12 protein-coding genes are annotated in these 15403 nt (G+C 73.3%); 4 read left to right on the forward strand and 8 right to left on the reverse strand.

The genetic code is table 11. The annotated features are described in order from the left end of the window. Nucleotides 1-35 precede the first annotated feature (35 nt). Together DVA86_RS04085 and DVA86_RS04090 are read right to left on the reverse strand one after the other, a co-directional pair. Complete coding sequence (locus DVA86_RS04085; protein ID WP_208875865.1) at nucleotides 36-1343, reverse strand: SWIM zinc finger family protein; 1308 nt, start codon at nucleotides 1341-1343, stop codon at nucleotides 36-38. Beyond that, nucleotides 1340-4405: a DEAD/DEAH box helicase gene (locus DVA86_RS04090; protein ID WP_208875866.1), complete on the reverse strand. Its 3066-nt coding sequence runs from the start codon at nucleotides 4403-4405 to the stop codon at nucleotides 1340-1342. The genes DVA86_RS04085 and DVA86_RS04090 overlap by 4 nt, the downstream gene beginning before the upstream one ends. Nucleotides 4406-4573: 168 nt before the next feature. Here DVA86_RS04090 and DVA86_RS04095 point away from each other — a divergent pair, with 168 nt between their 5' ends. Further along, nucleotides 4574-4756: a hypothetical protein gene (locus DVA86_RS04095; RefSeq protein ID WP_208875868.1), complete on the forward strand. Its 183-nt coding sequence runs from the start codon at nucleotides 4574-4576 to the stop codon at nucleotides 4754-4756. A gap of 66 nt (nucleotides 4757-4822) precedes the next feature. Here DVA86_RS04095 and DVA86_RS04100 read toward each other — a convergent pair whose 3' ends face one another. After that, nucleotides 4823-5626, reverse strand: coding sequence for a hypothetical protein (locus tag DVA86_RS04100; RefSeq protein WP_208875870.1), 804 nt, complete (start codon nucleotides 5624-5626; stop codon nucleotides 4823-4825). Between the two features lie 182 nt (nucleotides 5627-5808). Between DVA86_RS04100 and DVA86_RS04105 the strand changes: the two genes are divergently transcribed. Then, nucleotides 5809-6201, forward strand: a complete 393-nt coding sequence (locus tag DVA86_RS04105) for a roadblock/LC7 domain-containing protein (RefSeq protein WP_208875871.1) — start codon at nucleotides 5809-5811, stop codon at nucleotides 6199-6201. Nucleotides 6202-6311: 110 nt separating this feature from the next. Next, nucleotides 6312-7256 carry a DUF6397 family protein gene (locus DVA86_RS04110; RefSeq protein ID WP_208875872.1) on the forward strand — a complete coding sequence of 315 codons (945 nt, stop codon included), beginning with the start codon at nucleotides 6312-6314 and terminating at the stop codon, nucleotides 7254-7256. Here DVA86_RS04110 and DVA86_RS04115 read toward each other — a convergent pair. Genes DVA86_RS04115 through DVA86_RS04125 form a run of 3 tightly spaced genes read right to left on the reverse strand, consistent with a single transcriptional unit; the run spans nucleotide 7237 to nucleotide 10783 of the window. Continuing rightward, complete coding sequence (locus tag DVA86_RS04115; protein WP_208875873.1) at nucleotides 7237-8109, reverse strand: acyl-CoA thioesterase; 873 nt, start codon at nucleotides 8107-8109, stop codon at nucleotides 7237-7239. The two genes, DVA86_RS04110 and DVA86_RS04115, sit on opposite strands and share 20 nt — an antisense overlap. Further along, on the reverse strand, nucleotides 8106-8246 hold the full coding sequence (locus DVA86_RS04120) for a hypothetical protein (RefSeq protein ID WP_208875875.1): 141 nt from the start codon (nucleotides 8244-8246) through the stop codon (nucleotides 8106-8108). Before DVA86_RS04120 ends, DVA86_RS04115 begins: the two co-directional genes overlap by 4 nt. Further along, complete coding sequence (locus DVA86_RS04125; RefSeq protein ID WP_208875876.1) at nucleotides 8243-10783, reverse strand: DEAD/DEAH box helicase; 2541 nt, start codon at nucleotides 10781-10783, stop codon at nucleotides 8243-8245. Before DVA86_RS04125 ends, DVA86_RS04120 begins: the two co-directional genes overlap by 4 nt. 169 nt (nucleotides 10784-10952) lie before the next feature. On the opposite strand from DVA86_RS04125, the gene DVA86_RS04130 reads away from it, so the two are divergent. Beyond that, complete coding sequence (locus tag DVA86_RS04130; protein WP_208875877.1) at nucleotides 10953-11744, forward strand: metal-dependent hydrolase; 792 nt, start codon at nucleotides 10953-10955, stop codon at nucleotides 11742-11744. Between the two features lie 11 nt (nucleotides 11745-11755). On the opposite strand, the gene DVA86_RS04135 is transcribed toward DVA86_RS04130, so the two are convergent. Both DVA86_RS04135 and DVA86_RS04140 read right to left on the reverse strand, forming a co-directional pair. Next, complete coding sequence (locus DVA86_RS04135) at nucleotides 11756-13537, reverse strand: ABC transporter ATP-binding protein (protein ID WP_208875879.1); 1782 nt, start codon at nucleotides 13535-13537, stop codon at nucleotides 11756-11758. After that, entirely contained in the window at nucleotides 13534-15381 is a 1848-nt protein-coding gene (locus DVA86_RS04140) for an ABC transporter transmembrane domain-containing protein (protein ID WP_208875881.1), read from the reverse strand. The genes DVA86_RS04135 and DVA86_RS04140 overlap by 4 nt, the downstream gene beginning before the upstream one ends. Nucleotides 15382-15403: the final 22 nt, after the last annotated feature.

The raw sequence follows: 15403 nt of genomic DNA on the forward strand, positions 1-15403 counted from the left end.
GGCAGCGGAACCCGCCAGTACGGCGCCCCGTCGCGTCAGCCGCCGGTGAGCAGCGCGGCGAGCGCCGCCGCGGGGTCCGGCTCCGCAGGGCCCGCGGGCCACCACCTGCCGCGCTCCTTGCGGTACGGCCACCAGCGGCCGTCCCGCGCGTACCGCAGCTGGGCGGCGGAGTCCACGAGGGTCCACCGGTTCCGCTCGGCGCGCAGCGGCGGCCGGGACTCCTCGTCCGGCCAGACCGCGGCGAGCTGTCCCCGGACGCGCGCCAGGGCGTCGCGTTCGGGCGTCCACGCCTCCTCCAGGACGGCGAGCGCCGGCGCGCCGCCGAACTCCCAGGCGCGTACGGCCGCTTCCAGCTCCACCGCCGTACGCCCGCCGCCCGCCGCCAGCCGCGCGGCGATCCGCGGCGCGGGCCGGGCGGCGGCCAGCCGTACAACGTCCTGTGCCGCGCCGAGCGGCGCCGCCGGCATGCTCCCGGCGTGCCCGGGCCCGAGCGCGTCGGCCAGCGCGCGGTGCGCCCGTACGGCCGCCGCCGCGGCGAGGAACTCCAGCGCCGCCACGTCCAGTCCGGCCGCCGCGGGCGGAGCCGTGCCGCCGTCCAGCGCCGGCGGGCCGCCCGGCGCGGCGACCGGCGGCGGAGGGGGCGGCAGCGGCGGCAGGACGGCGCCCAGCGCGAACGCCTCGTCCGCCGCGACACCCTCGTCCCGCGCCTCCGCCGGAGCCGCCCCCTCCGACCCGCCGGCCGCGGCGGACTCCTGCGCGGCGCGCGCCGCGCTGCGCAGCTGCAGCTCGTCCAGCAAGGCCCGTTCGCTCCGGCCGCGCATCAGCAGCAGGACGAACGGGTCCTGGTCCAGCAGCCTGGCCAGCTGATAGCAGAGGGCGGCGGTGTGCAGGCAGTGGTCCCAGGCGTCGCAGCTGCACTCGGGTTCCAGGTCGCCGATGCGCGGGAGGAGTTCGACGCCCGCGTCCGCCGCGTCCTCGACCAGCCGGGGCGGCATGTCCCGGTCCAGCAGTGCCGCCAGGTGCCCCGCCTCGCCGGCGACGACGTCCAGCAGCCGGTCCCAGTCGTCCTCGCCGAGCTGCTGCAGCAGCACGTCCGCGCGGTGCGGACTGCCGTCCCGGTCCCGTACGACGGCGGTGATGCGGCCGGGACGTACGGACACGGCACCGACCGCACCCTGCCGCGCGTACCGGCGGCCCTTGCGGAGCTGTTCGGCGTCGAGCGCCGTGTCCTCCAGCGCCTTCAGCCACGTCTGGCCCCACCAGGTGCTCGCGAAACCGCGACCCTGCGCGGGCGGAAGGGCGTCGAAGACGCGCTCTTCGTCGTTCGACGGGGTGGTGCTCACCTGTCGGTCCCCCTCAGCTCGACGAGCTCGGCCAGCTCGGTGTCGGACAGCTCCGTGAACGCCGCCTCGCCCGTGCCCAGCACGGCGTCGGCCAGCGCCTGTTTGCGTGCCAGCATCTCGGCGATCCGGTCCTCGATCGTCCCCTCCGTGATCAGCCGGTGCACCTGTACGGCACGCGTCTGCCCGATGCGGTACGCGCGGTCGGTGGCCTGCGCCTCGACCGCCGGATTCCACCAGCGGTCGAAGTGCACCACGTGCTCGGCGCGGGTGAGATTGAGGCCGGTGCCCGCGGCCTTCAGCGACAGCAGGAACACCGGCACCTCGCCGTCCTGGAACCGCCGCACCATCTCCTCCCGGCGTGCGACGGGCGTACCTCCGTGCAGGCACTGTGTGGCCACGCCGCGGTCGGCGAGGTGCCGTTCCAGCAGCCGCGCCAGCTGCACGTACTGCGTGAAGACCAGCACGCTGGAGTCCTCGGCGAGGAGCGTGTCCAGGAGTTCGTCCAGCAGCTCCAGCTTCCCGGAACGGCCCTGCAGCGCCGCGTCCGTCTCCTTGAGGTACTGCGCGGGGTGGTTGCAGATCTGCTTCAGCGCCGTGAACAGCTTGACCACCAGACCGCGCCGGGCGAAGCCGTCGGTGCCGGCGATGTCCGCGAGCGACTCGCGCACCACCGCCTCGTACAGCCCGGCCTGCTCCTTGGTGAGCGCCACGGCACGGTCCGTCTCGGTCTTCGCCGGCAGCTCCGGCGCGATGCCCGGATCGGACTTGCGGCGGCGCAGCAGGAACGGGCGCACCAGCCGCGTCAGCCGCTCGGTCGCGGCCGGGTCGCCGCCGCCCTCGACCGCGGCGGCGTGGTCCCGGCGGAACGCGCCGAGCCTGCCCAGCAGTCCGGGGGTGGTCCAGTCGAGAATCGCCCACAGCTCGGACAGGTTGTTCTCCACCGGAGTGCCGGTGAGCGCGACGCGCGCGCGGGCGGAGATCGTACGCAGCTGCCGGGCGGTGGTGGAGAACGGGTTCTTGACGTGCTGAGCCTCGTCGGCGACGAGCAGACCCCAGACGGCGGGGGACTCGGACCGGCCTGGTGCGCCGTCATCGTCGGGGGTCTCCGATCCGCCCGGCGGGCCGGAGAGTTGTGCGAGCCGCTCCGCGTCCAGCCGCATCGTCCCGTAGGTGGTGAGCACGAACTCCCCGTCGGCGAGCCCTTCCAGGCTGCGCCCGGAGCCGTGGAAGCGGCGTACGGGCGTGCCCGGCGCGAACTTCTCGATCTCCCGCTGCCAGTTGCCCATCAGGGAGGCCGGGCAGACGACGAGCGTCGGACCCGCCGTCTCCGGGTCCTGCTGCCGGTGCAGATGGAGTGCGATGAGAGTGATGGTCTTGCCCAGGCCCATGTCGTCGGCCAGGCAGCCGCCGAGGCCGAGGGAGGTCATGCGGTGCAGCCAGTTGAGCCCGCGCAGCTGGTAGTCGCGCAGGGTCGCGGTCAGCGCCGGAGGCTGCGGCACGGGCGCCGGATCGCGGTCCGTGCGCTCCGGGTCGGCCAGGCGCTCGCGCAGCGTCTCCAGCCAGCCGGTCGCCGTCACCTCGAGCCGGTCGCCGTCGTCCTCCGTACTGCCGGCGAGCACCGAACCGATCGCTTCGACCGTGCCGACCTGCCGGTCCCGGCGCTCGCGCGCGCGGCGTACGGCTTCCGGATCGACGAGCACCCACTGGTCGCGGAGCCGTACGAGCGGGCGGCCCGCCTCGGCCAGCCGGTCCAGCTCCTCCCGGGTGAGCTGCTGGTCGCCGATGGCGAAGCGCCAGCTGAAGCCGAGCAGCGCGGCGGCGGAGAGCGACGAGGGCGCGCCAGAGGCAGCACTGCCCGGAGCGGCCCCCTGCGCGTGCTGTCCCGTGTGCTGCCCCCTGTCGTTCGCACCCCGCGGCCCGGAATCGGCTCCCTGCGCGCCGGGGCCGACCACCGCGCGCGCGGTGAGCTTCCGCGCCAGCTCCTTCGGCCAGTGGACCTGGATGCCGGCGGCGTCCAAGGCCTGGTTGACCGCCGCGCCCAGCAGTTCGGTGATCTCCTCGTCCGCCAGCTCGACGGAGTCCGGTACGGCCGCGGACAGCAGCGGCCGCAGCGGCTCCCAGGCGGAGGCCGCCCGGCGCAGCGTCAGCAGCGCGTCCGTACGGGCACGCGGGCCGAAACCCGCCGCGACGGGCGAACCCCCGGACCACACCTCCGCGGCGTCGGCGACCAGCGCCGGGTCGGTCACGCTGTGCAGCTGGAGCACGGCGCGGAAACGGGCGCCGGCGGAGCCGCCTGCCTGCGCCGCGGCCGTACCGGCGTCGTCCAGCCCGTTGACCTCGACCCGCAGGGACAGCCGTACGCCCGCGTCGTGCCCGGCGGCGACATCGTCCGCCCAGCTCCGCAGCTCCGGCAGGTGCTGTGCGGGCTCGGCCGCGAACGCGGGCGCACCCGCGGCCAGTTGCGCGGCGGGACTGCGCGGGAGGCCGTCGGCGACGGCGTCCAGGAACGCCCGTACGAGCCGCTCCGGGTCCGGCAGCCGCGGCGGGGAGGTGTCCGGCAGGGGCACGGCGTGCGCGTATGGCGGCATCGCGGCGGCGAGGTCGCGCAGCCGCGCCACGTCGTCGGGGCCGAGCGGCCCGAGCCGCCAGGCGTCGTTCGCGCCGCTGCTGAGGCCGGGCAGCAGCCGCCCGCGTGCGGCGAGTTGGAGCGACAGGAGCGCGGCGGCGCCCCAGAAGGCGGTGGCCCCGTGCGGGCCCTGCGTACCGTCCGGGCACGCGCCGCCGCGCGCTCCGGCGGCGCGTGCGCGCGTGAGGACGGGCAGCGCGTCCCGTACGGGCAGCACGTACGCGGGCACCGTACGGACGCGGATTTCACCGGCGCCGTCGGGGAGGGCCACGGTCAGCTCTTCGGAAGTCTCACCGGACACGGGTGACACGGGCGGGGTGCCGTCCGGACGCCAGAAAGCGACCCGCCCGAGCCGTGGCGGATCGGCGGGAAGGAATACGGCGGCACAGTCTGAGAGCTCGGCGATCTGGGCAGGCGGTGAAGGAAACGGGACCACGTCGCTGAATCGTTCCTCAAATTTGACTAGTGAACGGAGCGGCCGAGGGTACCTCACCCGCGGGCGCAGGCCGAAACAATCCCGCGATGCCCGTAAGGAACGCGTTCCGCACGAAAGGCGTTCAATGGAGAGAGCGGTGGCAGCCGTCGCCGCGGAGGAGGCATGGAGATGACCAACAGAGGAAAGGTCGCTGTGGGGGGCGTGGCCGTGGGCCTGCTCCTGTGGTGGCTGACGTCGTTCTGGATCGCGATCCTGGTGATCGTCGGCGTTCCCGCGGTCGCCTATCTGACGCTCGACCCCTCTCAGCGCGCGAGGCTGCGCCGGGTGAGCCGGAAGGAGCTGGGCCGCTAGCACGGGCCCGCGGCCGAGGCAGACGGCGGCCGAGGTACACGGCGGGCGGCCGGGGAGCGGCAGCGCTCAGCTGGCGGGCCGGGCCGCCATGCCGTCGAGCGCCCGCAGCAGCCCCGGCAGTTCGGGGCCGCGGCCGACGGGTGTCACCTCGCCCGGCTCTTCGTCCAGCAGCAGGAACGCGATGTCGTCCGTGCGGGCCACCATGCTCCAGCCCGGACCGTCGGCGCGCAGGATGCGCGCGTCGCCCGCGGCGAACGACGAACGGATCCGGCCGGGTGGGGGCGGATCGTCCAGATACCCGGCCACCTCCCGCAGCACCCGCTGCACGGGGCTTTCCGGCTGCTCGCCGTCCTGCCCGCCGCCCGGCTCGGCGAAGGTCACACCGTCGCCGTCGACCTGGGCACGCCACGCGGACCACTGGGCGGCGATCTCGTCCGCGCCCATCCGGCGCTGTGCCGCCCCCCACACCTCGGTGGCCGGCGGGGTGAGGACGATCCACTCGTCCCCGGCTTCCGCATCGGGTTCCGGATCGTGCGGCGGGGGCACGTCGGGAGCGGCCACCGCCAGGGCCAGCGGCCATCCGGGCAGCGCCGCCGCCACCGTACGGTCGTCCGGCGAGAGGTCGTACTCCATGCCGCAGTCCCACGCGGCGATGGCGCAGGCCACCAGCGTCACGTCGTCGGTGGCCACGGTCCAGCGGGCACCGTCGCCGTCCTGTCCGAACACCAGCCCGTAGCCTTCCGCGTACGGTTCCAGGCCGAGCACTTCGCACGCCTCGGGGTAGTCGTCCCCGAGCACGCTGGGAAACTGGGCGGGCGTCAGCAGGACGGCCGTCAGCACATAGAGCGCATCGTCCTCGTCGGCGGCCACGCAGCCCCCTCTCGGTCAAGTGTCGGGGCACTTTAACTCCGGATCCCGCGCCGCGACAGAGCACCGCCTGTGCGGCCGGCGCGGAGAACCGGTGAACGAGGGTGTGCGCGCTGGAGGTTGCCCGCGGTGCCGTCGTGGGTAAGGGTGGCACGGCGGCTGCCACGGTGAAGGGGGAGCGGGGAATGGCACTCAATACGGGTCTCGACTGGTTGCTGGACGATCTCACGCAGCGCATATCGTTCATTCGGCATGCCTTGGTGCTCTCCAACGACGGGCTGGTGACGGCGAAGAACCAGGAGCTCGACCGGTCGGATGCGGAGCATCTGGCCGCGGTCGCCTCCGGGCTGCACAGCCTGGCGAAGGGCTCGGGTGAGCACTTCGCGTCGGGTCGGGTACGGCAGACGATGATCGAGTTCGACGAGGGCGTGCTGTTCGTGACAGCTGCCGGGGACGGCAGCTGTCTGTGCGTGCTCGCGGGCGGGGACGCCGACATCGGCCAGATTGCGTACGAGATGACGCTGCTGGTCAACCGGGTCGGCGAACATCTCGGGGTGGGCACACGGAACCTTCCTTGACGGCTCTGACCAGCGGCTGAGTGGAGTTATCCACAGGCTCGGCGGGATTCTCCGGCACGCGCTATGGTCGTTACAGAGAGTGACGACTAGTGGCGGGGGAGATGATCGACATGTCCGAGACCGTTGTGCCGGGCCGGGCGGCGAGGGAGCTGGGGCTGCGGCCCCGGGAGTTCGAGCTGGGCATGCAGCTCGGGGAGGTGCCCACGGTCCCCGGGCCGGAGGGCTGGGGACGCCGGGTGCCGCGTGCGGCGCTCGACGCGCTGAAGAAGGCCGAGGACTTTCCGGGCGGCCTGCGCGAGCGGCTGCGGGTGGTGACCACGGTGGAAGGCGCGGCGCTGCTGGAGATCACCACCGGCCGCTTCGGGCGGCTCGCACGGGCCGGGTGCTTCACCCCGGTGCGCTTCCACATGAACAGGTATCGCGCGGTGGTCTGGCTCTATCTCGCGAGCGAGCTGCGCCGGTTCGGCGAGCGCCGGCCGGAGCTGCTCACCGGGCAGCTGCCGCCGGCGCTGCGGACCGCGGTGGACGGCGGCGCCGACCGCCGGCCGCGGGACTGGCGCGCCCGGCGGGTCACGCAGCTGGCGGGCCAGGCCACGAGTCCGTGGGAGCGCGCGGCGGCACGCGCCGCGGTGCTGGACGAGGACGTCCTGGCGGAGGCCGTGCCGGATCCGGTGGAGCGCGCGCGGCTCGCCGCGCTGCGGCCGGAGCTCGTCTCGGTGCGCTCGGAGTCGGCGGCGATGTGCGAGGCGGTGAAGGAGCTCAGCACGGCGTTCGACGACGACGAGGTGCTGCGGCACCGGCTGCTGCTCGCCGCGGATCTCGAGGAGGCCCGGAGGCAGGACGAGGCGGGGGAGGCGCGTCCGCGGCCGGTGGCAGAGAGCGGCGCCGGCGGCCGTGCGGACGCGCCGGCGGGCGGCTCCGCGGAGAGCCATCCCGAGCCGGGGTCCGTCGTCGGGCCGGTGGACGCCGGCAGGCGGCCGACGAGACTGCGGCGGCTGCTGGCGCGCGCGTCCGGCACGGGGCGGCGCGGTCCCGTCAGCCGTCCAGTTTCCTGAACAGGCCCTCCTGCATCACGGAGACGATCAGGTTGCCCTCGCGGTCGTAGATCTGGCCGCGGGCCAGCCCGCGCGCGCCCGTCGCGATGGGGGACTCCTGCTGGTAGAGGAACCACTCGTCCGCGCGGAACTGCCGGTGGAACCACATGGCGTGGTCGAGCGAGGCCATGTCGAAGCCTCGGCGTCCCCACAGCGGCTCGACCGGGATGCGCACGGCGTCCAGCAGCGTCATGTCGCTGGCGTAGGTCAGGGCGCAGGTGTGGACGAGCGGGTCGTCGCCGAGCGAGCCGATCGCCCGCATCCAGACGCCGCTGCGCGGCTCCGCGTCGGTCAGCTCCCGGGCGTCCCAGCGCAGCCGCTCCACATAGCGGATGTCGAACGCCTGCCGGCGGGCCATGCGCTCGAGCCGCTCCGGCAGGGCCCCCAGATGTTCGCGGATCTCGTCGGCCAGCTTCGGCAGGCTCTCGGGATCCGGCACCCGCGGCATCGGCACCTGGTGCTCGATGCCCGACTCAGGCTGATGGAAGGAGGCGGTGAGGTTGAAGATCGTGCGGCCCTGCTGGACGGCGACCACCCGGCGCGTGGTGAACGAACGGCCGTCCCGCACCCGTTCGACCTGGTACACGATGGGCACGCCCGGCCTGCCCGGACGCAGGAAGTACGCGTGCAGGGAGTGCACCGGACGCTCCCCGTCCGTGGTGCGGCCGGCGGCGATCAGCGCCTGCCCGGCGACCTGCCCGCCGAAGACCCGCTGGAGGGACTCGTCCGGGCTCTGGCCGCGGAAGATGTTGTGGTCGATCCGCTCCAGCCCGAGGAGATCGACGAGCCGTTCTGCGGGACTGGGCGCGGTCACTGGTGGACCCTCTCTGTCTCGGGCCCCGGATGGGGGTTCGCGGTCGTGGGGAGCCGTTCCTGTACGGCGCCGGTGGTGGGGATGCCGGGGACCGTGGAGCCGCGGGCGCCGCCGGTGGGAGTGCGGGCGGTGCTCACAGCTGGCCGACTCCCGTGACCTTGACGACCGCGCGGGCCTCCTCGTCGGAGGCCGTGAGGTCGACCTCGGCGGAGATGCCCCAGTCGTGGTCCCCGTTGGGGTCGGCGAAGGTCTGGCGGACCCGCCACAGCCGGTCCTCCGGGACCTCCTCGATCTGCAGCAGCCGGGGGCCGCGCGCGTCGGGGCCGGTGCCCAGGTCGTCGTACTCGTCCCAGTACGCGTCCATGGCGTCGCCCCAGGCGTCCGCGTCCCAGCCGGACTCGCCGTCCAGCTCGCCGAGTTCGCCCACCTTGTCCAGCGCCGCCAGTTCCACCCGGCGGAACATAGCGTTCCGCACCAGTACGCGGAAGGCCCGCGCGTTGGAGGTGACCGGCTTCACCTGGTCGGCGCGCTCCTGGGCCTCCTCGGCCGTCTCGTCCGCCGGGTTGGCCAGCTGCTCCCACTCGTCCAGCAGGCTCGAGTCGACCTGCCGGACCATCTCGCCCAGCCACTCGATGATGTCCTGGAAGTCCTCGGACTTCAGGTCGTCCGGGACGGTGTGCTGCAGCGCCTTGTACGCGCTGGCCAGGTAGCGCAGCACGATGCCCTCGGTGCGGGCGAGCTCGTAGAAGGAGACGAACTCGCCGAAGGTCATGGCGCGTTCGTACATGTCGCGGATCACGGACTTGGGGGAGAGCGGGTGGTCGCCCACCCAGGGGTGGGACTTGCGGTAGAGGCCGTATGCGTGGAAGAGGAGTTCCTCCAGCGGCTGCGGATAGCTGATGTCCATCAGCCGTTCCATCCGGTCCTCGTACTCGATCCCGTCCGCCTTCATCTCGGCGACCGCCTCGCCCTTGGCCTTGTTCATCTGGGCGGCGAGGATCTGGCGCGGATCGTCCAGCGTGGACTCGACGACGGAGACCATGTCGAGTGCGTAGGACGGCGATTCGGGATCCAGCAGTTCGAAAGCGGCGAGCGCGAAGGTGGAGAGCGGCTGGTTGAGCGCGAAGTCCTGCTGCAGGTCGACGGTGAGCCGGATGCGGCGCTTGCCGCCCTCGGCGGCGGGGTCGTCGGCGTCCAGCTGTTCCACGACGCCGCCGTCCAGCAGCGAGCGGTAGATGGCGATGGCGCGCCGGATGTGCCTGAGCTGGGAGCGCCTGTCCTCGTGGTTGTCCTCGAGCAGCTTCCGCATCGCCTGGAACGGGTCGCCGGGGCGGGCGATGACGGCCAGCAGCATGGCGTGGGTGACGCGGAAGCGGGAGTTCAGCGGCTCGGGTTCGGACGCGATCAGTTTCTCGAAGGTCTGCTCGCCCCAGTTGACGAAGCCCTCCGGCGCCTTCTTGCGGACGACCTTGCGGCGCTTCTTGGGATCGTCGCCGGCCTTCGCGAGCGCCTTCTCGTTCTCCACGACGTGCTCGGGCGCCTGGGCCACGACGAAGCCGGACGTGTCGTAGCCGGCCCGGCCCGCGCGCCCGGCGATCTGATGGAACTCGCGGGCGCGCAGCGTGCGCACCCGGTTGCCGTCGTATTTGGTGAGGGCGGTGAACAGCACGGTGCGGATCGGCACGTTGACGCCGACGCCGAGCGTGTCGGTGCCGCAGATGACCTTCAGCAGTCCGGCTTGCGCCAGCCGTTCGACGAGCCGCCGGTACTTCGGGAGCATCCCGGCGTGGTGCACCCCGATGCCGTGCCGCACATAGCGCGACAGGTTGCGGCCGAAGCCGGTGGTGAACCGGAAGTTGCCGATCAGCTGCGCGATCTCGTCCTTCTCGGCGCGCGTGCACATGTTGATGCTCATCAGCGCCTGCGCCCGCTCCACGGCCTGTGCCTGCGTGAAGTGGACGATGTAGACGGGCGACTGGTGCGTCTCCAGCAGCTCGGTCAGCGTCTCGGTGAGGCCGGTCGTGCGGTACTCGTAGGACAGGGGCACCGGCCGGCTCGCCGACCGTACGACCGCGGTGTCCCGGCCCGTCCGGCGGGTCAGGTCCGCCTCGAACCTGCTGACGTCGCCCAGCGTCGCCGACATCAGGATGAACTGGGCGTGCGGCAGCTCCAGCAGCGGAATCTGCCAGGCCCAGCCGCGGTCCGGCTCGGCGTAGAAGTGGAACTCGTCCATCACGACCTGGCCGATGTCGGCGTTCTCGCCGTCCCGCAGCGCGATCGACGCCAGCACCTCGGCGGTGCAGCAGATGACGGGGGCGTCGGCGTTGACCGAGGCGTCGCCGGTCAGCATGCCGACGTTCTCGGTGCCGAAAAGCTTGCACAGGTCGAAGAACTTCTCCGAGACGAGCGCCTTGATCGGTGCGGTGTAGAAGGTGACCTGGTCCCGGGCGAGCGCCGCGAAGTGCGCGCCCGCCGCGACGAGACTCTTACCGGAACCGGTCGGGGTGGACAGGATGACGTTCGCCCCGGAGACCACCTCGATCAGCGCTTCCTCCTGAGCGGGATACAGCGCGATGCCCCGCTCTTCCGCCCAGCTCGAGAAGGTCTCGAAGAGGGCATCCGGGTCGGCTTCGGGCGGCATCTGATCGATAAGGGTGGCAGTCACACACCCCATCTTGCCCTTCCCCGGTCCGAATCCGGGAACCGGTGGGACGTTGGTGATCACCGGACGCTACGCTGTGTCGCCGGCCGGTCGGCAGTGTGCATGCCTGCCCGGACGCCGGCGCACGCACACGACGCAGCCCTGCGGCAGGAGCCGTACGGCACAGGGGTGGGGATCGAACATGATGGGACCGGCACACTCGCTGTCGGGGGCGGCAGCCTGGCTCGGGGCGGGTGCGGCGGCCAACGCGCTGGACCACCCCATGCCTTGGCCGGTGCTCGTCGTCGGCGCGCTGATCTGCGCGGGCGCTGCCCTGGCGCCGGACCTCGACCAGAAGTCGGCGACGATATCCCGGGCCTTCGGGCCGCTGTCCCGCGCGCTGTGCGGAGTGATCGACAAGCTCTCCGAGACCGTGTTCAACGCCACCCGCGCCAGTGGCGAACGCCGCCGCTCCGGCGGACACCGGACCCTCACCCACACCTGGGTCTGGGCGGTGCTGATCGGCGCCGGATTCTCGGCCGCCGCGGTGGCGGGCGGCCGCTGGGCGGTGCTCACGATCCTGTTCATCCACGTGGTGCTGGCCGTCGAAGGGCTTCTGTGGCGGATGGCCCGGGTTTCCAGCGATGTGCTGGTCTGGCTGCTCGGTGCCGCCTCGGCCTGGATCCTGGCCGGCGTGCTGGACCAGCCGGGCAACGGTTCGGACTGGCTGTTCCACGCGGACGGCCAGGAGTACCTGTGGCTCGGCCTGCCCATCGTGCTGGGCGCGCTGGTGCACAGCATCGGGGACGCGCTCACGATATCCGGCTGCCCGATCCTGTGGCCGATCCGGATAGCCGGGAAGCGCTGGTATCCGCTGGGCACGCCGCGGTTCATGCGGTTCCGGGCCGGCGCCTGGGTCGAGGTGAAGGTCCTGATGCCGCTGTTCATGCTGCTTGGCGGCGCGGGCGGGCTGAGCGCCCTCAACGTCATCTGACCCGGCGCGGTTCAGCTGTGCCAGGACCGCCAGAGCGCGGCGTACGCGCCATCGCTCCCCACCAGCGCGTCGTGGCTGCCGAGTTCGGTGATCCGGCCCTCCTCGACCACCGCGATCACGTCCGCGTCGTGCGCCGTGTGCAGCCGGTGGGCGATCGCGACCACCGTGCGCCCCTCCAGCACCTGTGCAAGCGAGCGTTCCAAGTGCCGTGCCGCGCGCGGGTCCAGCAGCGACGTGGCCTCGTCGAGGACCAGCGTGTGGGGGTCCGCCAGCACCAGCCGGGCCAGCGCGATCTGCTGTGCCTGCGCCGGGGTGACCTGCTGCCCGCCGGACCCCACCTCGCTGTCCAGCCCCTCGCTCAGCGACGCCGCCCAGTTGTCGGCGCCGACCGCGCGGAGCGCGCCCCACAGTTCGCCGTCGTCCGCGTTCGTCCGCGCCAGCAGCAGGTTGTCGCGGAGCGAGCCGACGAAGACGTGGTGCTCCTGGTTGACCAGCGCCACATGGGAACGGACCCGTTCGGCGGGCATCCGGGACAACTCCGCGCCGCCGAGGGTGACTTCGCCCGTGCGCGGCCCGTAGACCCCGGCCAGCAGCCGTCCCAGCGTCGACTTGCCCGCGCCGGAGGGGCCGACCAGGGCGAGCCGGGTGCCGGGCGCCACGTCCAGCGACACCTGGTGCAGCACGTCGGCGCCCTCGTGGTAGCCGAAGCGGACCCGGTCGGCGCGTACGTCGCGGCCGTCGGGCGTCAGAGCCTGCTCCCCGGCGTCCGGCTCTATCTCGCGCACGCCCACCAGCCGGGCCAGCGAGACCTGCGCCACCTGGAGCTCGTCGTACCAGCGCAGGATCATCCCCACCGGCTCGAACAGCATCTGGGCCAGCAGCGCCCCCGTGGTCAGCTGTCCGACGGTGATCCAGTCCTGGAGCACGAACACGCCGCCGAGGATCAGCACGGACCCGAGGACCAGCACGTTGCTGACGTTGACCGTCGGGAACAGGATGGTGCGCAGCCAGAGTGTGTAGCGTTCCCACGCCGTCCACTCGCGGACGCGCTGCTCGGAGAGCGCGATACGGCGTGCGCCCAGCCCGTGCGCCTCCACCGTCCGGCCCGCGTCCACGGTCTCGGCGAGCGCGGCGGCGACGGCGGCGTACCCCGCGGCCTCGGAGCGGTAGGCGCTCGGGGCCCGCCGGTAGTACCAGCGGCAGCCGATGAGCAGCACAGGCAGCGCCACCAGCACCGCCAGCGCCAGCGGCGGCGCCGTGACCCCCAGCGCGCCGAGCAGCAGCGCCGCCCACACCACGCCGATCGACAGCTGCGGCACGGCTTCCCGCATCGCGTTCGCCAGCCGGTCGATGTCCGTGGTGATCCGGGACAGCAGGTCGCCGGTGCCCGCGCGCTCCAGTACGCCCGGCGGCAGCCCCACGGACCGTACGAGGAAGTCCTCGCGCAGGTCCGCCAGCATCTGCTCGCCGAGCATCGCCCCCCGCAGCCGCACCAGCCGCACGAAGAACGTCTGCACGGCAAGCGCGACGGCGAACACCGCGACGGTGCGCCCCAGCGGAATGTCGTCCGCGCCCACGGCGAGGTCCTGGATGACGGTGCCCAGCAGATACGGGCCGACCATCGAGGCGGTCACCGCGACCGCGTTGACCGCCATCAGCACGCCGAAGGCCCGCCGGTGGCGGCGTATCAGCTCGCGCACATACGCCCGCACCGTCACGGGCGAGCCGACCGGCAGCGTGGTGGCGGACTCCGGGGCGGCCGGGTCGTAGTCGGGAGGAGCGACGCCGATCATGCGTGGGTGGTCCCTTCAGCGAGTTCGTCGTCGGTCTCACGGGTGACGACCGCGCGGTAGTGCGGGTCGTCGCGGAGCAGTCCGCGGTGCGTGCCGGCGGCCGTGACCCTGCCGTCCTGGAGGAGGACGACCTGGTCCGCGCAGTCCAGCAGCAGTGGGCTGGAGGCCAGGACGACCGTCGTGCGCCCGGCGCGTACGCGGCGCAGGGCGCCCGCGATGCGTGCCTCGGTGTGCGAATCGACCGCGCTCGTCGGCTCGTCCAGCACCAGCACAGGCGGGTCCGTGACGAGGGAGCGGGCCAGCGCGAGCCGTTGCCGCTGCCCGCCCGACAGCGACCTGCCGCGTTCGGTGATCCGGGCCTCGAGCGGGTCGCCGTTCAGCCCGGGGGTGCCCTGCGCCAGCGCGTCCAGGACGTCGGCGCACTGCGCCGCCGCCAGCGCCTCGTTCGCCGAGACGCGGCCGGAGCCGGGCACGTCGAGCAGCTCCCGGAGGGTGCCGGAGAGGAGCACCGGGTCCTTGTCCTGGACGAGTACGGCGGCGCGCGCCTTCTCCAGCGGCACCGCGTCCAGGGGGACGCCGCCCAGCAGCACGGAGGGCAGGGCGCGTTCCCGCGCGTCGGGCCGTTCCCCCTCCTCTTCGGCCGGGTCCTCCTCGGCCGACGGGTCGTGCCCGCCCAGCCGGGCCGCGAGCCGCCCCGCCTCGTCCGGGTCGCCGCACACCACCGCCGTCAGCCGCCCGGCGGGCGCCAGCAGCCCACCGGCCGGGTCGTGCAGGTCACCCTCGGCCGGATTCTCCAGCGAGCGGGCCTCGCCGCCGCCCGCGCCGTCGCCCACGCCCGCGCCGTCGCCCGAGCGGCGCAGCCCCAGCACCCGGGCCGCGCGGGCGGCCGACGGCCGGGAGAACGAGTACGCCATCGCGAACTCCTGCACCAGCCGCAGCGGGAACAGCAGGAAGGTCACCGCGCCGTACACCGTGGTGAGTTCACCGACCGTGATGCGGCCGTCCATCGCCAGCCCCGTGCCGTGCCACACGACGGCGATCAGCAGCAGACCGGGCAGCGCCACCTGTACGGCCTCGATCAGCGCCCACATCCTGGCCGTACGCACCGCCGCCTGCCGCACCTCCTGGGACGCGCTCCGGTACCGGCGCAGGAACAGCTCCTCGCCGCCGATGCCGCGCAGCACGCGCAGGCCGGCCACGGTGTCCGCGGCCAGTTCGGTGGCCCGGCCGGCCTTCTCCCGTTGCAGGTCCGCGCGCCGGGTGGCGCGCGGCAGCAGCGGCAGCACCACCGCGATCAGGAGCAGCAGCCCGGCGGCGACCAGCAGGCCGAGCTCGGGCTCGTACACGACGAGGCCCACGCAGACGGAGAGCGCGACCACCAGTGCCGCGCTGAACCGCGACACCGACTCGACGCACCAGCCGATCTTCTCGATGTCGCCCGTGGACACCGCCACCACCTCGCCCGCGGCGACCCGCTGGGTCAGCGTCGCGCCCAGCTCGGCCGTACGGCGTGCCAGCAGCTGCTGGACGCGCGCGGCCGCGGTGATCCAGTTGGTGACGGCCGTGCGGTGCAGCATGGTGTCGCCGACGGTCGCACCGAGGCCGAGCAGCGCGAGCAGCGCGCCGGCGAGCGCGAGCCCTCCTCCGGAGCGGTCCACCACGGCCTGTACGGCCAGCCCCACGGCGATCGGGATGCTCGCGACGGAGGCCATGTGCAGCGTGCCCCAGGCCAGTGACTTCGCCTGGCCGCGCAGCTGGCGGCGGCCGAGCCAGAGCAGGAAGTGGCGGCCGGAGCGGACATCGGGGACACCGGGGTCGGCATACGGAAGGTCGCGGATCAGCATGACGTCCCAGTGCGTATCGGCG

It is taken from the genome of Streptomyces armeniacus (genome assembly GCF_003355155.1).
GTDB lineage: Bacteria > Actinomycetota > Actinomycetes > Streptomycetales > Streptomycetaceae > Streptomyces > Streptomyces armeniacus.

Coding starts and splice junctions, on each gene's coding strand:
- DVA86_RS04140 (WP_208875881.1), bottom strand. CDS start 15,381: ATGCTGATCCGCGACCTTCCGTATGCCGACCCCGGTGTCCCCGATGTC.
- DVA86_RS04125 (WP_208875876.1), bottom strand. CDS start 10,783: ATGGGGTGTGTGACTGCCACCCTTATCGATCAGATGCCGCCCGAAGCC.
- DVA86_RS04110 (WP_208875872.1), top strand. CDS start 6,312: ATGTCCGAGACCGTTGTGCCGGGCCGGGCGGCGAGGGAGCTGGGGCTG.
- DVA86_RS04135 (WP_208875879.1), bottom strand. CDS start 13,537: ATGATCGGCGTCGCTCCTCCCGACTACGACCCGGCCGCCCCGGAGTCC.
- DVA86_RS04095 (WP_208875868.1), top strand. CDS start 4,574: ATGACCAACAGAGGAAAGGTCGCTGTGGGGGGCGTGGCCGTGGGCCTG.
- DVA86_RS04105 (WP_208875871.1), top strand. CDS start 5,809: ATGGCACTCAATACGGGTCTCGACTGGTTGCTGGACGATCTCACGCAG.
- DVA86_RS04130 (WP_208875877.1), top strand. CDS start 10,953: ATGATGGGACCGGCACACTCGCTGTCGGGGGCGGCAGCCTGGCTCGGG.